The organism is Halochromatium sp., from assembly GCF_046541315.1.
Classification (GTDB): Bacteria; Pseudomonadota; Gammaproteobacteria; order Chromatiales; family Chromatiaceae; genus Lamprobacter.
Window position 1 is genome coordinate 1 of sequence record NZ_JBKHDN010000051.1, and the last position, 15387, is coordinate 15387.

Genomic DNA, 15387 nt, shown 5'->3' on the forward strand with positions numbered 1-15387 from the left:
ATCATGCCGTTGCAGGGTCGTCTCCGGCGGCAGACCGGTTTCTCCGCGCTCGCGCAAATGGAGCGCGGCCTTGGCCATGAGGTGCGCGCTGACCGGGGCGGTGATGAACAGGAAGACGGCGACGAGAACCTCGTGCAACGAGGTCCCAGGCTCGTGCCAGCTAAAAAACACCGCCGAGGCAATTAGCAGACTGCCGACGCCGAGGGTGGTGGCCTTGGTCGGCGTATGCAGTCGTTGATAGAAATCGCGCAGCCGCACCAGCCCGATCGAGCCCAGGCAGGTAAAGCCGGCGCCGATCAGGATCAGCGCCGCGATCAGGGATTCCATGAACAGATCCATGGGTTGACTCCTATTCGATGAGGTCGCCGCGGGTGAGAAACTTGGCGAGGGCAACGGTGCCCACGAAACCGAACAGCGCGATCAGTAGCGCGGCCTCGAAGTAGAGGCTACTGGCGAGCTTGATATCGAGCAACACCAGCAGCGCAAGCGTATTCACATAGAGCGTATCCAGCGCCAGGATGCGATCAGGCTTGCTCGGCCCGATGACGAGCCGCCAAAGCGAGAGCAGCACCGCGCTGGTCACCAGGAAAAACCCAATCGCAAGCGCATTCTTCAGGATCGATCCGACTTCGAACAACTCGTTCATCGTTGATCTCCATTGACTGTCGGCCGGCATGAGCGCCTTCGCAGCGTGGGGCGCTGATCGGCAGGCCGGGTCGCAACCTGGGCGCAACCTGATCGCAACCTGGGCGCAACTTGGGCGATCTCCGTCAATCGCCCGGCGCGCGCGACACGGGATCGCTGCTCGCGATCATTCTACGGGACTTGCATGCCGTGGCTCGGTTTGCAGCATCCGGCGCGGCGGTCAAGTCTGCTCCAACGCATCGAGCAGGGGCTGTTCATAGCGCTTGCGGATGGTGGCGATGATCGCCTCGGGATCGCGCCCCTGCAACGCATGGATGATGAGTTCGCTGCGGTCAGGACTGAGCGAGGCGGACAGGGTGCCGGGCGTCAAGGTCACGATATTCGCCAGCAGGCTAATGCCGACATTGCCCTTGAGGCGCAGCGGTATGCGGATGAAGGCCGGTTGGATGCGCGCCATCGGCCCCAGGATGAGCAGCGCGACGGCGATGTTGGCGACGATGATATCGATGAGCAGGATACCCGCAAGCCGCAGCAGCGCCAACGGCCGGCGGATGCGCACCTGCGCGGTCCAGAAGCGCGCCGTGTAGAGCGGAATCAGCCACGCCAGCAGCGCGCCGAGCAGGATCTGACCGGGCGCGACCGAATTGACCAACAGCAGCCAGAGGCCAAGCAGCATCAGCGACAGAAGCGGGTGCGGCAGGAACGATTTCATCGGCGTGCGGACATGGCTTGGGGCGATTGGTCAATGAGCGTTGGTTCGCCCCAGGGCGCGGCCAGTTCGGCTGCGACTGGTGCTGCGGTTGGTGCTGGGGTCGCGGTTGGGGCTGCGACTGGTGCTGCGGCTGCGGCTGGCCCGGGGCTGAGCACCGCATCGAGATATCCGGCGGGGCTGACCAGTTGCCCGGCCGCGGCCCGTGCGTAATCGTGGATCGGACGCGCGAAGACGACGAACAGCAAGCTGATCCCGGCGAGCGCGGCGACCGGCACCAGCTTGGTCACATCGGGCAAGGTCGCGGCACCGGCATGGGTGTCGGTCTTGAAGAACAGGGTGCTGCCGGCCCGGGCCAGGATCATCAGCGTCAACAGGCCGGTGCTCAGCACGATGACCATGACCCAGGGCAGCGCCGGCGAGCCGACGCTGGCCTGAAGGATCAGCAGCTTGCCGATGAAGCCCGACAGCGGCGGCAGACCGGCGACCGCGAGCGCCAGCACCAGGAACAGCCCGCCGAGCAGATTCGCCGCCGGCAGCATCGGCCCGGCGCGCAACTCGTCGCCGAAGGCGCCGCGCGTGCGGGCGACGTTCTCGGTGAGCATGAACAGGGCAGCGGCGACCAGGGTCGACTGGAAGCTGTAGTAGAGGCCGGCGGCGAGCGCCGCCTCGCCGCCGAGGCCGAAGGCGGTCAGGATGCTCCCGGCCGAGACCACCACCAGATGCGAGACCAAGAGCGCCAGGCGCTGGCTGGCAAGCGCGCCCAGGGTGCCGACGACGATGGTGACCAGCCCGAGCACCAACAGCCAGGGATCGACCAGACCGGCGAGCGGCCCGGCATCGGCGCCAAAGATCAAGCCATGGACACGCAGGATCGCATAGGCGCCGACCTTGGTCATGATCGCGAACAGCGCGGCCGCGGCCGGCCCGGCCGCCGCATAGGCGCCGGGCAGCCAGAGATGCAGCGGCGCCAGCGCCGCCTTCAAGGCGAACACCACGAACAACAACAGCGCCGCCGCGCGCACCAGCCCGAGATCGTCCGCGTCAAGCGCCGCGACCCGCTGCGCGAGATCGGCCATGTTGAGGGTGCCGAGCACGCCGTAGAGGGTGCCCACCGCGAACAGGAACAGGCTCGAACCGACCAGGTTGATCACCACATAATGCAGTCCGGCGCGACTGCGCGCCGCGCCGCCGCCATGCAGCAGCAGCCCGTAGGAGGCGAGCAGCAGGATCTCGAAGAAGACGAAGAGATTGAACAGGTCGCCGGTCAGGAAGGCGCCGTTCAGTCCCATCAACAGGAACTGGAACAGCACATGGAACTGGCGGCCCCGGCGATCGCTGCCCTGGATCGCGTGCATCATCGCGAACAGCGCCAGCACCGAGGTCAGCAGCACCATCCCGGCCGCGAGCCGGTCGGCGACCAGCACGATGCCATGGGGCGCGGCCCAGCGGCCCAGCGGGTAGACCAGGATCTCGCCGTCGGCGACCTGCAACAGCAGCCACAGCGAGACGCCGAGCAACACCTGCACGCCGAGCATGCTGAGGGTGCGTCGCAGGGGCGTGGCGCTGCCGCGCAGCAGCACCAACAGCGTGCCGGTCAGCAGCGGCACCAGGATCGGCGCGATCACGACATGGGCGACGGCGCTCATGGCTCGCGTCCGTCGACCTGGTCGTTGCCGAGATCGGCGCGCGCGCGCAAGGCGAGCACGACGACGAAGGCGGTCATGCCGAAGCCGATCACGATCGCGGTCAGCACCAGCGCCTGCGGCAGCGGATCGGCATAGGTCGAGCGGCCCGGCTCGATGATCGCCGGCACGCCGATGCGCAGGCGTCCCATCGCGAACAGGAACAGATTCACCGCATAGGAGAGCAGCGTGATACCGAGCACGACCGGGAAGGTGCGTGCGCGTAACAGCAGATAGAGGCCGCAACCGGCGAGCAGACCAACGACCAGGGCGAGGAGCGCTTCCATCAGGGAGTCGGCGCGCGCTGAACGGGTGTCGGCCGGCGTCGCTCCAGGCCGATGTCGCCGAGGCGGATCAGGATGACCAGGGTGATGCCGATCACGACCAGCATCACGCCGAGATCGAACAGCAGCGCCGAGGCCAGCTCGATCTCGCCCAGGATCGGCACCTGCCAATGACCATGGGCCGAGGTCAGGAACGGCGCCCCGAAGTACCAGCTACCGAGCTCGGTGGCGGTGGCGATCAGCAGACCCAGGCCGATCAGTGGATGCAGCTCGCCGGACAGGCGCGTCTGGGTCCAGACGATGCCATTGGCGAGATACTGCATCACCAGCGCCACCGCGATGATGAGCCCGGCGATGAAGCCGCCGCCCGGCAGGTGATGCCCGCGCAGCAGGATGAACACCGCGACCATCAGCGCCAGCGGCAACAGCAGACGCGAGAAGGTGGCCAGGATCAGCGGGTGGGTGTCGCCGCTCCAGGGCCGGCCCTCGGCATCGGTGCGCGGTGCTTCGAGGCGCAGATCGCGCAGCATCATGTAGATGCCGATCGCCGCGATCGCGAGCACGGTGATCTCGCCGAGGGTGTCGAAGCCACGGAAATCGACCAGGATGACATTGACGACATTGGTGCCGCCGCCACCGGGCAGGCTGTTGGTCAGGAACCAGTCGGAGATGCTGTCGTAGGGACGGGTCAGCACCGCCCAGGTCAGCGCCGCGGTCAGGCCGCCGCCGAGCAGCGCCACCAGCAGATCGCGCAGGTTGCGCGGCAATGAGGACGCGCGCGGCGTCTCGGCCGGCAGGAAGTGCAACGCCAGCAGCAGCAGGATGATGGTCACCATCTCCACCGCGAGCTGGGTGAGCGCCAGATCCGGCGCCGAGAACTTGACGAAGGCGAGCGCGACGATCAGCCCCACCACGCTCAGCATCACCAGCGCGGTCCAGCGCTGTCGATGCAGGATCACGGTGCCGACGGCGCCAACCGCAAGACCGAAGGCGGCGACCGCGCTGACCGGATCGAGCGGCGTCAGCGAGACGCCGCCGGTCAGCGGCGTGCCCCAGAGGCCCAGCAGCAGCATGCTCGCGGCGGCGATGATCAGCACCACGAGCATGAAGGGCAGCGAGCGGCGATGGATCAGGCGGTCGAGCAGGCGGCCGCCCCGCACCAGCGCGCGCTCCCAGGCCTCGAACAGCAACCGCGCATCGATACGGTCGAACAGGCGCTCGTGCCAGCGGAACAACGGCCGGCGAAGCGCATAGATCAGCACGCCGCCGGCCAGCGCCAGCATGCTCATGCCAAGCGCCGGCGTGAAGCCATGCCAGACCTTGAGGCTGTAAGCGGGCAGCGGCGCCTGCAGCGTGGCGCCGGCCGCGACCGCCAGCAGCGGCCCGAAGGTCAGGCTCGGAAGGATGCCGACCGCGATACAGATCACCACCAAGATCTCGACCGGCACGCGCATCCAACGCGCGGGCTCATGCGGGCTGCGCGGCAGGTCGGTCGGCGTGCCGTTGAAGAAGACATCGTGGATGAAGCGCAGCGAGTAGGCGACCGCGAGCGCGCCGGCGATGGTCGCCAGTACCGGCAGCAGCCAGGTGCTCTCCTCGAAGGTCGCCATGTAGACGGTCTTCTCGAAGAACATCTCCTTCGACAGGAAGCCATTGAGCAGCGGCACCCCGGCCATGGCGGCGGCGGCGATCATCGCCAGCAGGCCGGTCTGCGGCAGGCACTGCCAGAGACCGGCCAGGCGGCGCATATCGCGCGTGCCGGCGGCGTGGTCGATGATGCCGGCGGCCATGAACAGCGAGGCCTTGAAGGTAGCGTGGTTCATGACGTGGAACACCCCGGCGACCGCCGCCAGCGGCGTGCCGATGCCGAACAGCAGCGTGATCAGGCCGAGATGGCTGATGGTCGAATAGGCCAGCAGGCCCTTGAGGTCGTGCTTGTGCAGCGCGGTATAGGCGCCGATCAGCAGCGTCGCCATGCCGGTGGGCGCGACCAGCCAGGTCCAGGCCTCGGAGCCGGAGAGCGCCGGAAACAGGCGTGCGAGCAGGAAGACCCCGGCCTTGACCATGGTCGCCGAATGCAGATAGGCGCTGACCGGCGTCGGCGCCGCCATCGCGTGCGGCAGCCAGAAATGGAACGGGAACTGCGCCGACTTGGTGAACACCCCGAGCAGGATCAGCACCAGGGCCGGCACATAGAGCGGATGCGCGTGGATGCGCTCGGAGGCCGCGAGCACGGCGCTCAGCTCATAGCTGCCGACGATCTCGCCGAGCAGCAGGATGCCGCCGAGCAGCGCCAGACCGCCGCCGCCGGTGATCGCGAGCGCCATGCGCGCGCCGCGCCGCGCGTCCTCGCGCTGGCGCCAGTAGCTGATCAGCAAAAACGAACTGACACTGGTCAACTCCCAGAACATCAACAGCTGGATCAGGTTCTCGGACATCACCAGCCCGAGCATCGCGCCCATGAACAACAGCAGATAGGCGTAGAACCGGCCCATCGGGTCCTGCTCGGCGAGATACCAGCGCGCGTAGAGGATCACCAGCAGGCCGATGACCAGGATCATCAGCGCGAACAGCAACGCCAGCCCGTCCAGGCGGAAGCCGAGCGACAATCCCAGCGCCGGCAGCCAGTCGAGTTGCCAGATCAGCGTCTCGCCCCGCATCACCGCCCGGGCTGGGGCGAGCAGCAGCGCCAATGCCGACAAGGCGACGCCGCCGGTGACCCAGGCCGACCAGAGCCGTCCGGCGGTGACCGCCCAGGGCGGTAACAGGGCGCCGACGAACGGGATCAGGACGATCAGCGGCAGCGGGGTCATCGGTGTCGGTTAGAGGTCGGCGCGGCTGTCGATCTTGTCGGTGGAGAGATCCCGCAGGAGGCCGTGGATGATCTCGCGCACGCGTTGCTCCTGCGGGCAGTCCTTGCCCTTGCGCGCGGCGGCGAAGAATTTCGCCAGCGTCTTGTGATCCTCGCTGTCGAGCGCCTCGGCGAAGCCCCGAGGGACCTTCGCGGACTGATCGGGCACGCGGTTGGGGGCGTTCTCGTCGGCGGCCTGGCGGCCGTGGGCCCAGTTCATCGCGCGCGCGCAGTAGAGGATGCTGCGATCGAGCAGGATGAACGGGAAACGCGGGTTGCTGACCGGCCCCAGCGTGAAGCGCTCGACACCGAGGGTACGCTTGATATCGAGCTTGGCCAGTTGCGAGGTGCCGAGCACGCCGAGCACGCCGCCGATGCTAGCGCCGATCAGGGTGCCGGCGCCAAACGAGAGGCCCCCGATGCCGAGATCGAGGGCGCCGCCGGTGGCCGCTCCAGCGGCGGCGCTGGCGAGCACCGTCTGATGGCGATTGAGGCCGAGCCTGCTCTCGACCTCGTTCGAGAACAGATCCTTGACCAGCAAGGAGCTGGGCGAGACATTCCAGACATGGTGCTTGAAATGCTCGCGGATCTCGGCCTGGGCCTCGTGCTCGAGCGTGCGCAGCCCTTCCTGCAGGCCTTCGGTCAAACGCTGGCGGATCTGTTCGCGATCCTGATCGGAATCCAGGTCATTCGTCTTGATGATCTTGACGACCTTATAGGTCAATGCCTTGCGCAGTAGTTTCAGGATACTGGTGACGCTCTGTTCGATGCGCCGTTCCCAGTCACGCTCGAAGGCGCGCACGGTTTCGTCCAGCATCGGCTCCCAGCGCTGATCGATGGTCTTGAGGGCATTCAGCAGCGCGATGCGTTCGGCATAGGTCGCGCGGTGCGCGTTGAACATGCGCACCGAGTTGAACGACTTGTTCAGCGCATCCTGCCAGGCCGCAATGTATTTGTCGTTGGCCGAAAGGTTATTGAAGATCGCCATGCGTGGCCGACCGGTGAGGCGCAGCAATTCCATCTCGGTGCGGTCCTTTTCCTTGATCCGCTTGGAGCCGTCGACCACCAGGATGATGCCGGCGCCCTCGGCAATGGGTTTCATCAGCGCGCAATCGTGACTGTAGAGGTGATCGTGACGATGCGCCTCGACGAAGGCGCGCGCCAGATCGGTGTCGCTCGGATGCTGTTGGAACCATTCGAGGATATCGGTGGGATTCTGGAACCCCGGGGTGTCGACGAAGCGCAACACGGTCTTGCCGTCGATCTCGACCGGATATTGATCGGAGCGCGTGGTGGTGCCGGCGCGCTTGTCGATGGCGATGCGGTCGTTCTCGGTCAGCGTCGCGACCACGGACGACTTGCCGGCATTGGGATGACCAACGATGGCGAGTGTGGGGATCTGCGCGTCCATCAGCGGTCCTCATCATCTTCTTCGGCGGGCACCAGCATCACCAGACGCAGATAGGGATCGCCCATCTGCTCGATCTTGCGCTGCCAATCGGCGAAATCGAATTCGCTCAAGGGCGGCAGCGGATCATCCTCGTCCTCGGAATCGCCGGTCAGCGCCAACAGCACCTGCGCCTGTTCGCCGGCGGCGGCGCGCACCCGGCGAAGGAAACGGAGATTCTCGGTGATCGGCGGCTGGGAACCGTCCTGGATCAGCGCGACGCGCGCCGGGGGGGCGCTCCAACCGGCCTGGTTGATCATCTCGATGGCTTGTTCGGTCATCGCACGGCCGCCGCCATAGGTGGCCGCGGCGGCCACGCGCCAGCCGGTCTGGGCGCGCAGGAGCTGTTGCAGGCGGGCTTGCTGGGTTTGATCCCCCAGCAGGTCGGCGATGTCGACGTGCAGCAGCAGGAGGCAGGCATCGGCATCCACCGCGACGCCAAGCGGGGAAACGTCCGCGTCGCTCGCCGCCGGTCCGGCGTCGGGCTCGCTCGGCACCGGCGGCGGGATCTGGGGCGCGGCCGGCGCCTCGGCGGGCTTTCCGGTTGGCGTCTCGACCGTCTCGGCCTGGCGCGCGCTTGGCGGTTCGGCGGCTGCGGGCGGTTCGGGAGGCGATTTGCCGGCCGATTCGCTCGCGGGCTCGCCGGTCGAGACAGCCGGACTCGCGGGCGCTGCCTGGTCCGCCTTGGGGGCAGCTGTGGCTCCGGGCGCGGCCGGCGCCTTCGGCGGTCGCGGTGCCGAGGTCGGTCGGGTCAGCGGCGTCAGCAGCGCGGGGATCGGCATCTCCGTGCCGGCGCCGTCGCGGATGGTGCGGGTCTCGATGCTGGGGGTGATCATGCGCGCGTAGGGCGCCTGCGCGCTCTGGTGCGTGAACGGCAAGGCGGCGAGGGCGAGCCGCTGCTTCAAAGTCGAGAGACCGAGCAACAAAAGCCGGGGCAGCAGGCCATAGGTGAACACCGCCAGCACCAGGAACCAACGCCAGGAGCGCAGATGAGCGGCGTCGAACTCGGCCAGCGAGTCCTTGAGGCTGATGCGGGTGCCGGCGATGTCTGCCAACGTCGGCAGGCCGACGCCCTCGCCGAACAACCAGCTCCAGGGCAACGCGATGGTGCGCACCACGCCCTGGATGGTCTCGGCGCTGATGTTCATCGCCGAGCCCCAGCCGAAGCCGAGGTCGACGAACCAGATCAGCGCCATGGTCATGAGGATGGCGCCGAGATTGAAGCCGATGCCGAAGACCTGCGCCGGCACCAGGACCGGGAGATAGCTGGCCGGTCCATAGAGCGCATAGTTGGCCTGCGCCAGCCCCTGCCGGGCCTTGGCCCGCTCGCGCAGCTCGGGCGCGAGGTGCGTCAGGCGTTGCTTCTGGATCCAGCGCGCGGCGCGCGAGAACAGCGGTCTCAGCAGTTGCCCGAGCAGCGAGAGATCCTGGACCGCGCCCTTGACCAGCCGCGAACGGCGGCTGTACCAGAGGCCGAGCGTGGAGCCGACCAGGATCAGCTGTAGCAGCACCAGCCAGAACAGATACCAGGAGACATTGACCGGATAATCGCCTTCATAGTGCAGCAGGGTCGAGGCGACGCCGAGGCCGGCGAGAAAACCGAGCACGCCCATCAGGGTCGCCACCAGGCGCTGGGCGCGCGCGAAGGCCTGGCCGGGCAGCAGCTCGGCGACGGCCGGGTCATCCTGCTCGCGGCGCAGTTCCAGCCACCAGCGCAGGGCGCGATTGCGATGCTTGGTGGTGTGCGCGTCGTCCTCGCCGACGATCGGCGCGATCCGCTCCTTGTAGAGCCGACGATCGCGTTCGGCCAGCGGTTTGCGTTGCGCGGGATGTTCGTGCAGCAGGCGCTCGTCTTCGTCGACGTAGTAGTCGAAGTCGATCAGGTCTGGAACGCGCCAGCGCAGTGCGCGGGGCTTGCGCTTGCGAGCGTCTTGGAGATGTGAGGCGAGACGCCGAAGAAAGGATTCCATGGATGGTCGAAGAGCTTAGGAATGCGTCTGACTGGTGGAAGTGCCTGCCCGGATGGCTCGGTGCAGGGAATCGTCGGTCATGCCACGGCCGCAGATGCCTGCAAGTGCTGGCAAGGTATACCGCGCATGGTGCGGGGATCAAGCGCGCGGCACGCATCGAGCATAGGAAGGCGCGCGCGCCGGGGCTTGACGCAAGGCAAGCGCGCGGCGAATCGACGTTCGCACTGGTGCATGAAAACAATCGGCTGCTATACTGTCATGTACGATTGACATCAGCTTGAGTTGACACATTGACCATCGATCCACCCCCGGCCGAGACCCTCGCCGCGCAGGCCATGCACGCGCAACGCAAGCCTCGGGCCGTGATTATTGGTAGCGGCTTTGGCGGGCTCGCCGCCGCGATTCGCCTCGGTCATCGCGGTTACCAGGTGACCGTCGTCGAGAAACTGGACGCGCCGGGCGGCCGTGCCTATGTGCACGAGATCGATGGCTTCACCTTCGACGCCGGTCCCACCATCATCACCGCGCCCTTCCTGCTCGAAGAGCTGTGGGAGATGTGCGGGCGCCGTTTCCAGGACGAGATCGACCTGCGGCCGATGGATCCCTTCTATCGCATTCGTTTCGATGACGGCGCGATCTTCGACACCAATGGCGATGCCGATGCGATGCGCGCTCAGGTCGAGCGCTTCGCGCCCAGCGATGTCGCCGGCTACGAGCGCTTCCTCAAGGCCAGCGAAGAGATCTTCCAGGTCGGCTTCGTCGAACTCGGCCATGTGCCGTTCACGCACTGGCAGGACATGGCGCGTATCGTGCCGAAGATGGTCAAGCTGCGCAGCTATCGCAGCGTCCATGCGATGGTCTCGCAGTACGTCAAGGACGAGCGGCTGCGGGTCGCGCTCTCGTTCCATCCGCTGCTGATCGGCGGCAATCCGTTCACCGTCACCTCGATTTACACGCTGATCTCCTACCTCGAACGGCACTGGGGCGTGCACTCGGCGATGGGCGGCACCGGCGCCATCGTCAACGGCCTGGTCGATCTGATCCAGGGCCAGGGCGGCACCCTGCGCCTCAACGCCGAGGTCACCGAGATCAGCGTCGAGAACGGCAAGGCGACCGGCGTCAAGCTCAAGGACGGCGAACACATCGGCGCCGATATCGTCGTCTCCAATGCCGATGTCGCCTGGACCTACAAGCATCTGCTGCCGGGCATCGAGCGCAAGCACTGGACCGACGCCAAGCTCGATAAGGCACGCTACTCGAACGGCCTGTTCGTCTGGTACTTCGGCACCAAGCGCCGCTATGAGGAGGTCAAGCATCATACGATCATGCTCGGCCCGCGTTACAAGGCGCTGTTGCGGGACATCTTCGATCGCAAGGTGCTCGCGGACGACTTCAGCCTCTACCTGCACCGCCCGACGGCGACCGATCCGGCCTTGGCGCCGGAAGGCTGCGACACCTTCTATGCGCTCGCCCCGGTGCCGCATCTCGATGCCGATGTCGATTGGGCCGAGCGTGCCGAGCCTTATCGACGCGCCCTCTCGGCCTATCTGTCCGACACCCTGCTGCCGGATCTCGAGGCGCAGCTCGCGGTGTCGCGGGTCACCACGCCCAAGGATTTCGAACAGCGCCTGTGCTCGGTCAAGGGCGCTGGTTTCAGTCTGGAACCGGTGCTCATGCAGAGCGCTTGGTTTCGCCCGCACAACAAAAGCGAAGAGGTCGAACGTCTTTACCTGGTCGGCGCTGGCACCCATCCCGGAGCGGGTGTGCCGGGCGTCATCTCGACAGCGCGAGTACTGGATACGGTGGTCCCCGATGCCTCTGTTTTTGCATGAAATCAAAACCTCGGACGCGGCGGATCTGGCTGCCTGCCGGCAGTTGCTGAGCAACGGCTCGAAGTCGTTCTTCGCCGCCTCCTTCTTCCTGCCCAAGATGATCCGCGATCCGGCGGCGGCGCTGTATGCGTTCTGCCGCGTCGCCGACGACGCGATCGACGAGCGGCGCGATCGGCAGGCGGCGCTCGCCGAGCTGCGCGAGCGCCTCGACCGCGTCTATCGGGGCCGGCCGCGCGAGTTGGCGCCGGATCGCGCCTTCGCGGCCACGGTCGAGCGCTTCGAGGTGCCGCGCGCGCTGCCGGAGGCCCTGCTCGAAGGCTTCGAGTGGGACGCCGACGGGCGCGACTACGAGACCATCGAGGGCGTGCTCGATTATTCGGCGCGGGTGGCCGCCGCCGTCGGCGCGATGATGACCGTGATCATGGGGGTGCGCGCGCCGAACGTGCTGGCGCGCGCCTGCGATCTCGGCAGCGCCATGCAGCTGACCAATATCTGTCGCGATGTCGGCGAGGATGCCCGCAACGGGCGCGTCTATCTGCCCAAGGCCTGGCTGCGCGAGGCCGGGCTGGATGTCGAGGCCTGGTTGGCGAACCCCAGCTACAACGAGGCCGTCGGCGCCGTCGTCAAGCGGGTGCTGGACCGGGCCGAGACGCTCTATCAGCGCGCCGAATCCGGCATCGCCAAGCTGCCGGTGGCCTGTCGGCCGGGGATCTATGCCGCGCGCCTGCTCTATGCCGAGATCGGCCACGAGGTGGAGCGCAGGGGCTACGATTCGGTGACCACGCGCGCCGTGGTGGCGCCGGCGCGCAAGGTGACCCTATTGAGCCGGGCGGTGGCCGCGACGCCCTTCCCGGGACGCAGCTGCGCCGATCCGGCGTTGCCCGAGAACCGGTTCCTGGTCAACGCGGCGGCGGCGCAGGCCGGGCTGGCGCGGTCACGGGCCGCGGTGCTCGGGTCCAATCAAGGCGCCAGCAGCCAGCGCCCGACGGGGCAGGAAGCCCCGCAGTCGGTTGGCGAGAAACTGGTCTGGGTCCTGGATCTGTTCGCGAGCCTGGACGAGCGTCAGCGGGCCGCATCGCTGGGAGCCGAACGCGCGGCCTGAGGCCAAGGACCGTTCATCGAGAGAGCAACACGGCAGACACCGGTCATGAGCTACTACATCGGCATCCTGGCACTGGCGCTCGGCGCCTTTTACTTCCGGCGCGGCGCGCAGCATCGGCGCAGGGTGATCAGTGCCCGCGAGCGCGCCGAGGCCAACGGCGGCCTGCCGGAGATCGATCCGGTCTTGACCTCGATGGGGGTGACCTTCCTGCCCTTGGTCCTGCTCTATGGCGGCTTTGCCTCGCTGCTGTTGATCGGCGGCTACTTCCTGACCGATCTCAAGCAACATCTGACGCTGTTCGATCTGTTCGGGCTGCTGACGCTGACCGCGGCCTATACCAGCTGGATCATGATTCGGACCTACTACAACAAGCTGGGGCTCGATCTAACGGACGACTAGGCCGGTCCCTGTCTCGGTCCCGCCGCTGCTGGCCGATTCGAGCGGCGGTCATGGTCGGCACCGCCGCCGACCCAAGGCTCGCGCCGCCAGCCGCCAGCCCGATGCACCAGCGCCGCGCCGCGCCGGTCTTGCCAGTCCGCCAACACATGCCGCGTGGCGGGCTGTCCATCGAGGCTGAAGGCATGATCCTGGGGCCGGTGGGTATGCCCATGGATCAGCCGGCGAACCCCGCAGCGACGCATCCGCGTGCTGACCTCGGCATGGTTCACATCCATGATCTCGGCCGCCTTGCCCGCCATCGCCGCGCCGCTGCGTTGTCGATAATCCGCCGCGATGCGGCGGCGCTTGTCTAGCGGCAGCCAGAGAAACAGGCGCCGGACCACCGGGTTGCGCACGCGCCGGCGGAAGCGCTGATAGGCGATGTCGTCGGTGCAGAGGAGATCGCCGTGCATCAACAGGATCGGCTCATCGCCGAGCCGGATGCGGTGAGGATCGCGGACGAGATCGCAGCCCGTCGCCCGCGCGAAGCGGCGGCCGATGAGGAAATCGCGATTGCCATGCATGAGCGCGCAGCGCGTGCCTTGGCCGGTCAGCCGCCGCAAGGCCGCGCATACCTCGGGCAGGGGATCGTCGTCATCGCCGATCCAGGCGTCGAAGAGATCGCCGAGGATGTAGAGCTGGCGCGTGCCAAGCGCACGGCGTTCGAGGAAGTCGACGAAGAGTTCGGTCAGCGCCGGCCGGCGCGGCGAGAGATGCAGATCGGAGATGAACAGGGTCTCGTCCGCGCGCGGCGATTTCGCCATGGCTAGTCGAGGATCTCGGCCTTCTCGATGATGACGTCCTCGACCGGCACGTCTTGATGGCCTTGGCGGTCGCCGGTCTTGCTCTCCTTGATGGCGTTGACGACATCCATGCCCTCGGTCACCCGGCCGAAGACGCAGTAGCCCCAGCCGTCCTGTCCCGGGTGGTCGAGGAAGCTGTTGTCGGCGACATTGATGAAGAACTGCGACGAGGCCGAATGCGGATCGTTGGTGCGGGCCATGGCGATGGTGCCGACCTTGTTCTTGAGCCCATTGTTGGCCTCGTTCTCGATCGGAGCGCGCGTCGGCTTGGGGGCGAAATTGACGTCCATGCCGCCGCCTTGAATCATGAAGCCATTGATGACGCGGTGGAACAGGGTGCCGTCATAGTGGCCATCGCGCACGTACTGCTCGAAGTTGGCGGCCGTGGCCGGGGCGTTCTCGTGATCGAGTTCGAGCAGGATGTCGCCGTGGTTGGTGCTGAGTTTGATCATTAAGGATTCTCCATGGTTTCCTGACAGCTTATCAAAATTGGCCGCGAGATGCCCTGTCGAGGCGTCCGGTTGGCCGCCTCGGCCGCGTTTCGGTCGACCCGTCCCCTTTGTTAGTATCGTTGTCTCCGTCGCCTGGATAGACCCGCCCATGTTACAGATCCACAATAGCCTGACCCGCCGCAAGGCCCCCTTTCAGCCGATCGAACCCGGCAAGGTTCGTATGTACGTCTGCGGCATGACGGTCTACGACTATTGTCATCTCGGCCATGCGCGGGTGCTGGTGGTCTTCGATGTGATCTACCGCTGGCTGATGCGCAGCGGCTACGAGGTGACCTATGTGCGCAATATCACCGACATCGACGACAAGATTCTCGCCCGCGCCGCCGCCAACGAGGAGGCCTTCACGGCGCTGACCGAGCGTTTCATCGGCGCCATGCACGAGGACGCCGCCGCGCTCGGGGTCCTGCCGCCGACCGACGAGCCGCGCGCCACCGCCCATATCGACGAGATCGTCGCGATGATCGAGCGGCTGATCGACAACGGGCATGCCTATGTCGCCGCCAATGGCGATGTCTACTACGCGGTCGCCAGCTTTCCAGGCTACGGACGCCTGTCCGGCAAGGACCCGAGCGATCTGCGCGCCGGGGCTCGGGTCGAGGTGGGGGAGGCCAAACGCGATCCGCTCGACTTCGCGCTCTGGAAGGCCGCCAAGCCGGGCGAACCGGCCTGGTCCGCGCCCTGGGGCGAGGGGCGGCCGGGCTGGCACATCGAATGCTCGGCGATGTCGACCTGCCGGCTCGGCAACCATTTCGATCTCCACGGCGGCGGTGCCGATCTGCAATTCCCGCATCACGAAAACGAGATCGCGCAGTCCGAGGGCGCGACCGGCGAGCCCTTCGTCAATGTCTGGATTCACAATGGCTTCGTGCGCATCAACGACGAGAAGATGTCGAAGTCGCTGGGCAATTTCTTCACCGTGCGCGAGATCCTGGCGCGCTACCAGGCCGAGGAGGTGCGTTACTTCATCCTCAGCAGTCACTATCGCAGCCCGCTCAACTATGACGACAGCCAGCTCGATGGCGCGCGCGCCGCGCTCACGCGCCTGTACACGGCGCTGCGCGGCTTGCCGGCGGTCGAGGAGCGAGTTGGGGAGCGAGTTGGGGAGCGAG

14 protein-coding genes are annotated in these 15387 nt (G+C 66.8%); 4 read left to right on the plus strand and 10 right to left on the minus strand.

Annotated features, from left to right (window positions below; all coding sequences use genetic code 11):
• From ACLFQI_RS05480 to ACLFQI_RS05515, 8 genes are all read right to left on the minus strand, one after another.
• Nucleotides 1-339, minus strand: a 339-nt coding sequence (locus ACLFQI_RS05480; RefSeq protein ID WP_410757872.1) for a Na+/H+ antiporter subunit G, incomplete at its 3' end; no start/stop codon positions are given.
• 10 nt (nucleotides 340-349) lie between these two features.
• A complete protein-coding gene (locus ACLFQI_RS05485) occupies nucleotides 350-646 on the minus strand; it encodes a K+/H+ antiporter subunit F (RefSeq protein ID WP_410757873.1) in 297 nt (98 codons plus the stop codon).
• A gap of 219 nt (nucleotides 647-865) precedes the next feature.
• A complete protein-coding gene (locus ACLFQI_RS05490; RefSeq protein ID WP_410757874.1) occupies nucleotides 866-1357 on the minus strand; it encodes a Na+/H+ antiporter subunit E in 492 nt (163 codons plus the stop codon).
• On the minus strand, nucleotides 1354-3003 hold the full coding sequence (locus ACLFQI_RS05495; protein ID WP_410757875.1) for a monovalent cation/H+ antiporter subunit D: 1650 nt from the start codon (nucleotides 3001-3003) through the stop codon (nucleotides 1354-1356). Before ACLFQI_RS05495 ends, ACLFQI_RS05490 begins: the two co-directional genes overlap by 4 nt.
• The gene (locus tag ACLFQI_RS05500; RefSeq protein ID WP_410757876.1) at nucleotides 3000-3326 is read right to left on the minus strand and encodes a Na+/H+ antiporter subunit C; all 327 of its coding nucleotides are present in this window, start codon (nucleotides 3324-3326) and stop codon (nucleotides 3000-3002) included. The genes ACLFQI_RS05495 and ACLFQI_RS05500 overlap by 4 nt, the downstream gene beginning before the upstream one ends.
• Nucleotides 3326-6136: a monovalent cation/H+ antiporter subunit A gene (locus ACLFQI_RS05505; protein WP_410757877.1), complete on the minus strand. Its 2811-nt coding sequence runs from the start codon at nucleotides 6134-6136 to the stop codon at nucleotides 3326-3328. Before ACLFQI_RS05505 ends, ACLFQI_RS05500 begins: the two co-directional genes overlap by 1 nt.
• Nucleotides 6137-6145: 9 nt before the next feature.
• Entirely contained in the window at nucleotides 6146-7585 is a 1440-nt protein-coding gene (locus tag ACLFQI_RS05510; protein WP_410757878.1) for a GTPase/DUF3482 domain-containing protein, read from the minus strand.
• Nucleotides 7585-9591: a DUF2868 domain-containing protein gene (locus ACLFQI_RS05515; RefSeq protein ID WP_410757879.1), complete on the minus strand. Its 2007-nt coding sequence runs from the start codon at nucleotides 9589-9591 to the stop codon at nucleotides 7585-7587. Before ACLFQI_RS05515 ends, ACLFQI_RS05510 begins: the two co-directional genes overlap by 1 nt.
• A gap of 335 nt (nucleotides 9592-9926) precedes the next feature.
• Here ACLFQI_RS05515 and ACLFQI_RS05520 point away from each other — a divergent pair, with 335 nt between their 5' ends.
• Genes ACLFQI_RS05520 through ACLFQI_RS05530 form a run of 3 tightly spaced genes read left to right on the plus strand, consistent with a single transcriptional unit; the run spans nucleotide 9927 to nucleotide 12924 of the window.
• A complete protein-coding gene (locus ACLFQI_RS05520; protein WP_410757885.1) occupies nucleotides 9927-11423 on the plus strand; it encodes a phytoene desaturase in 1497 nt (498 codons plus the stop codon).
• Nucleotides 11416-12525, plus strand: coding sequence for a phytoene/squalene synthase family protein (locus ACLFQI_RS05525; protein ID WP_410757880.1), 1110 nt, complete (start codon nucleotides 11416-11418; stop codon nucleotides 12523-12525). The genes ACLFQI_RS05520 and ACLFQI_RS05525 overlap by 8 nt, the downstream gene beginning before the upstream one ends.
• A gap of 45 nt (nucleotides 12526-12570) precedes the next feature.
• Nucleotides 12571-12924, plus strand: coding sequence for a hypothetical protein (locus ACLFQI_RS05530; protein ID WP_410757881.1), 354 nt, complete (start codon nucleotides 12571-12573; stop codon nucleotides 12922-12924).
• On the opposite strand, the gene ACLFQI_RS05535 is transcribed toward ACLFQI_RS05530, so the two are convergent.
• Nucleotides 12921-13727, minus strand: a complete 807-nt coding sequence (locus ACLFQI_RS05535) for a UDP-2,3-diacylglucosamine diphosphatase (protein WP_410757882.1) — start codon at nucleotides 13725-13727, stop codon at nucleotides 12921-12923. The genes ACLFQI_RS05530 and ACLFQI_RS05535 overlap by 4 nt on opposite strands.
• A 2-nt stretch (nucleotides 13728-13729) precedes the next feature.
• Nucleotides 13730-14218, minus strand: coding sequence for a peptidylprolyl isomerase (locus ACLFQI_RS05540; RefSeq protein WP_410757883.1), 489 nt, complete (start codon nucleotides 14216-14218; stop codon nucleotides 13730-13732).
• A gap of 148 nt (nucleotides 14219-14366) precedes the next feature.
• Here ACLFQI_RS05540 and cysS point away from each other — a divergent pair.
• Nucleotides 14367-15387 (plus strand): cysteine--tRNA ligase (cysS, locus tag ACLFQI_RS05545; protein ID WP_410757884.1); only part of this gene is annotated, 1021 nt, incomplete at its 3' end.

Coding starts and splice junctions, on each gene's coding strand:
- ACLFQI_RS05485 (WP_410757873.1), bottom strand. CDS start 646: ATGAACGAGTTGTTCGAAGTCGGATCGATCCTGAAGAATGCGCTTGCG.
- ACLFQI_RS05520 (WP_410757885.1), top strand. CDS start 9,927: ATGCACGCGCAACGCAAGCCTCGGGCCGTGATTATTGGTAGCGGCTTT.
- ACLFQI_RS05535 (WP_410757882.1), bottom strand. CDS start 13,727: ATGGCGAAATCGCCGCGCGCGGACGAGACCCTGTTCATCTCCGATCTG.
- ACLFQI_RS05505 (WP_410757877.1), bottom strand. CDS start 6,136: ATGACCCCGCTGCCGCTGATCGTCCTGATCCCGTTCGTCGGCGCCCTG.
- ACLFQI_RS05495 (WP_410757875.1), bottom strand. CDS start 3,003: ATGAGCGCCGTCGCCCATGTCGTGATCGCGCCGATCCTGGTGCCGCTG.
- ACLFQI_RS05530 (WP_410757881.1), top strand. CDS start 12,571: ATGAGCTACTACATCGGCATCCTGGCACTGGCGCTCGGCGCCTTTTAC.
- ACLFQI_RS05490 (WP_410757874.1), bottom strand. CDS start 1,357: ATGAAATCGTTCCTGCCGCACCCGCTTCTGTCGCTGATGCTGCTTGGC.
- ACLFQI_RS05500 (WP_410757876.1), bottom strand. CDS start 3,326: ATGGAAGCGCTCCTCGCCCTGGTCGTTGGTCTGCTCGCCGGTTGCGGC.
- ACLFQI_RS05515 (WP_410757879.1), bottom strand. CDS start 9,591: ATGGAATCCTTTCTTCGGCGTCTCGCCTCACATCTCCAAGACGCTCGC.
- ACLFQI_RS05510 (WP_410757878.1), bottom strand. CDS start 7,585: ATGGACGCGCAGATCCCCACACTCGCCATCGTTGGTCATCCCAATGCC.
- ACLFQI_RS05540 (WP_410757883.1), bottom strand. CDS start 14,218: ATGATCAAACTCAGCACCAACCACGGCGACATCCTGCTCGAACTCGAT.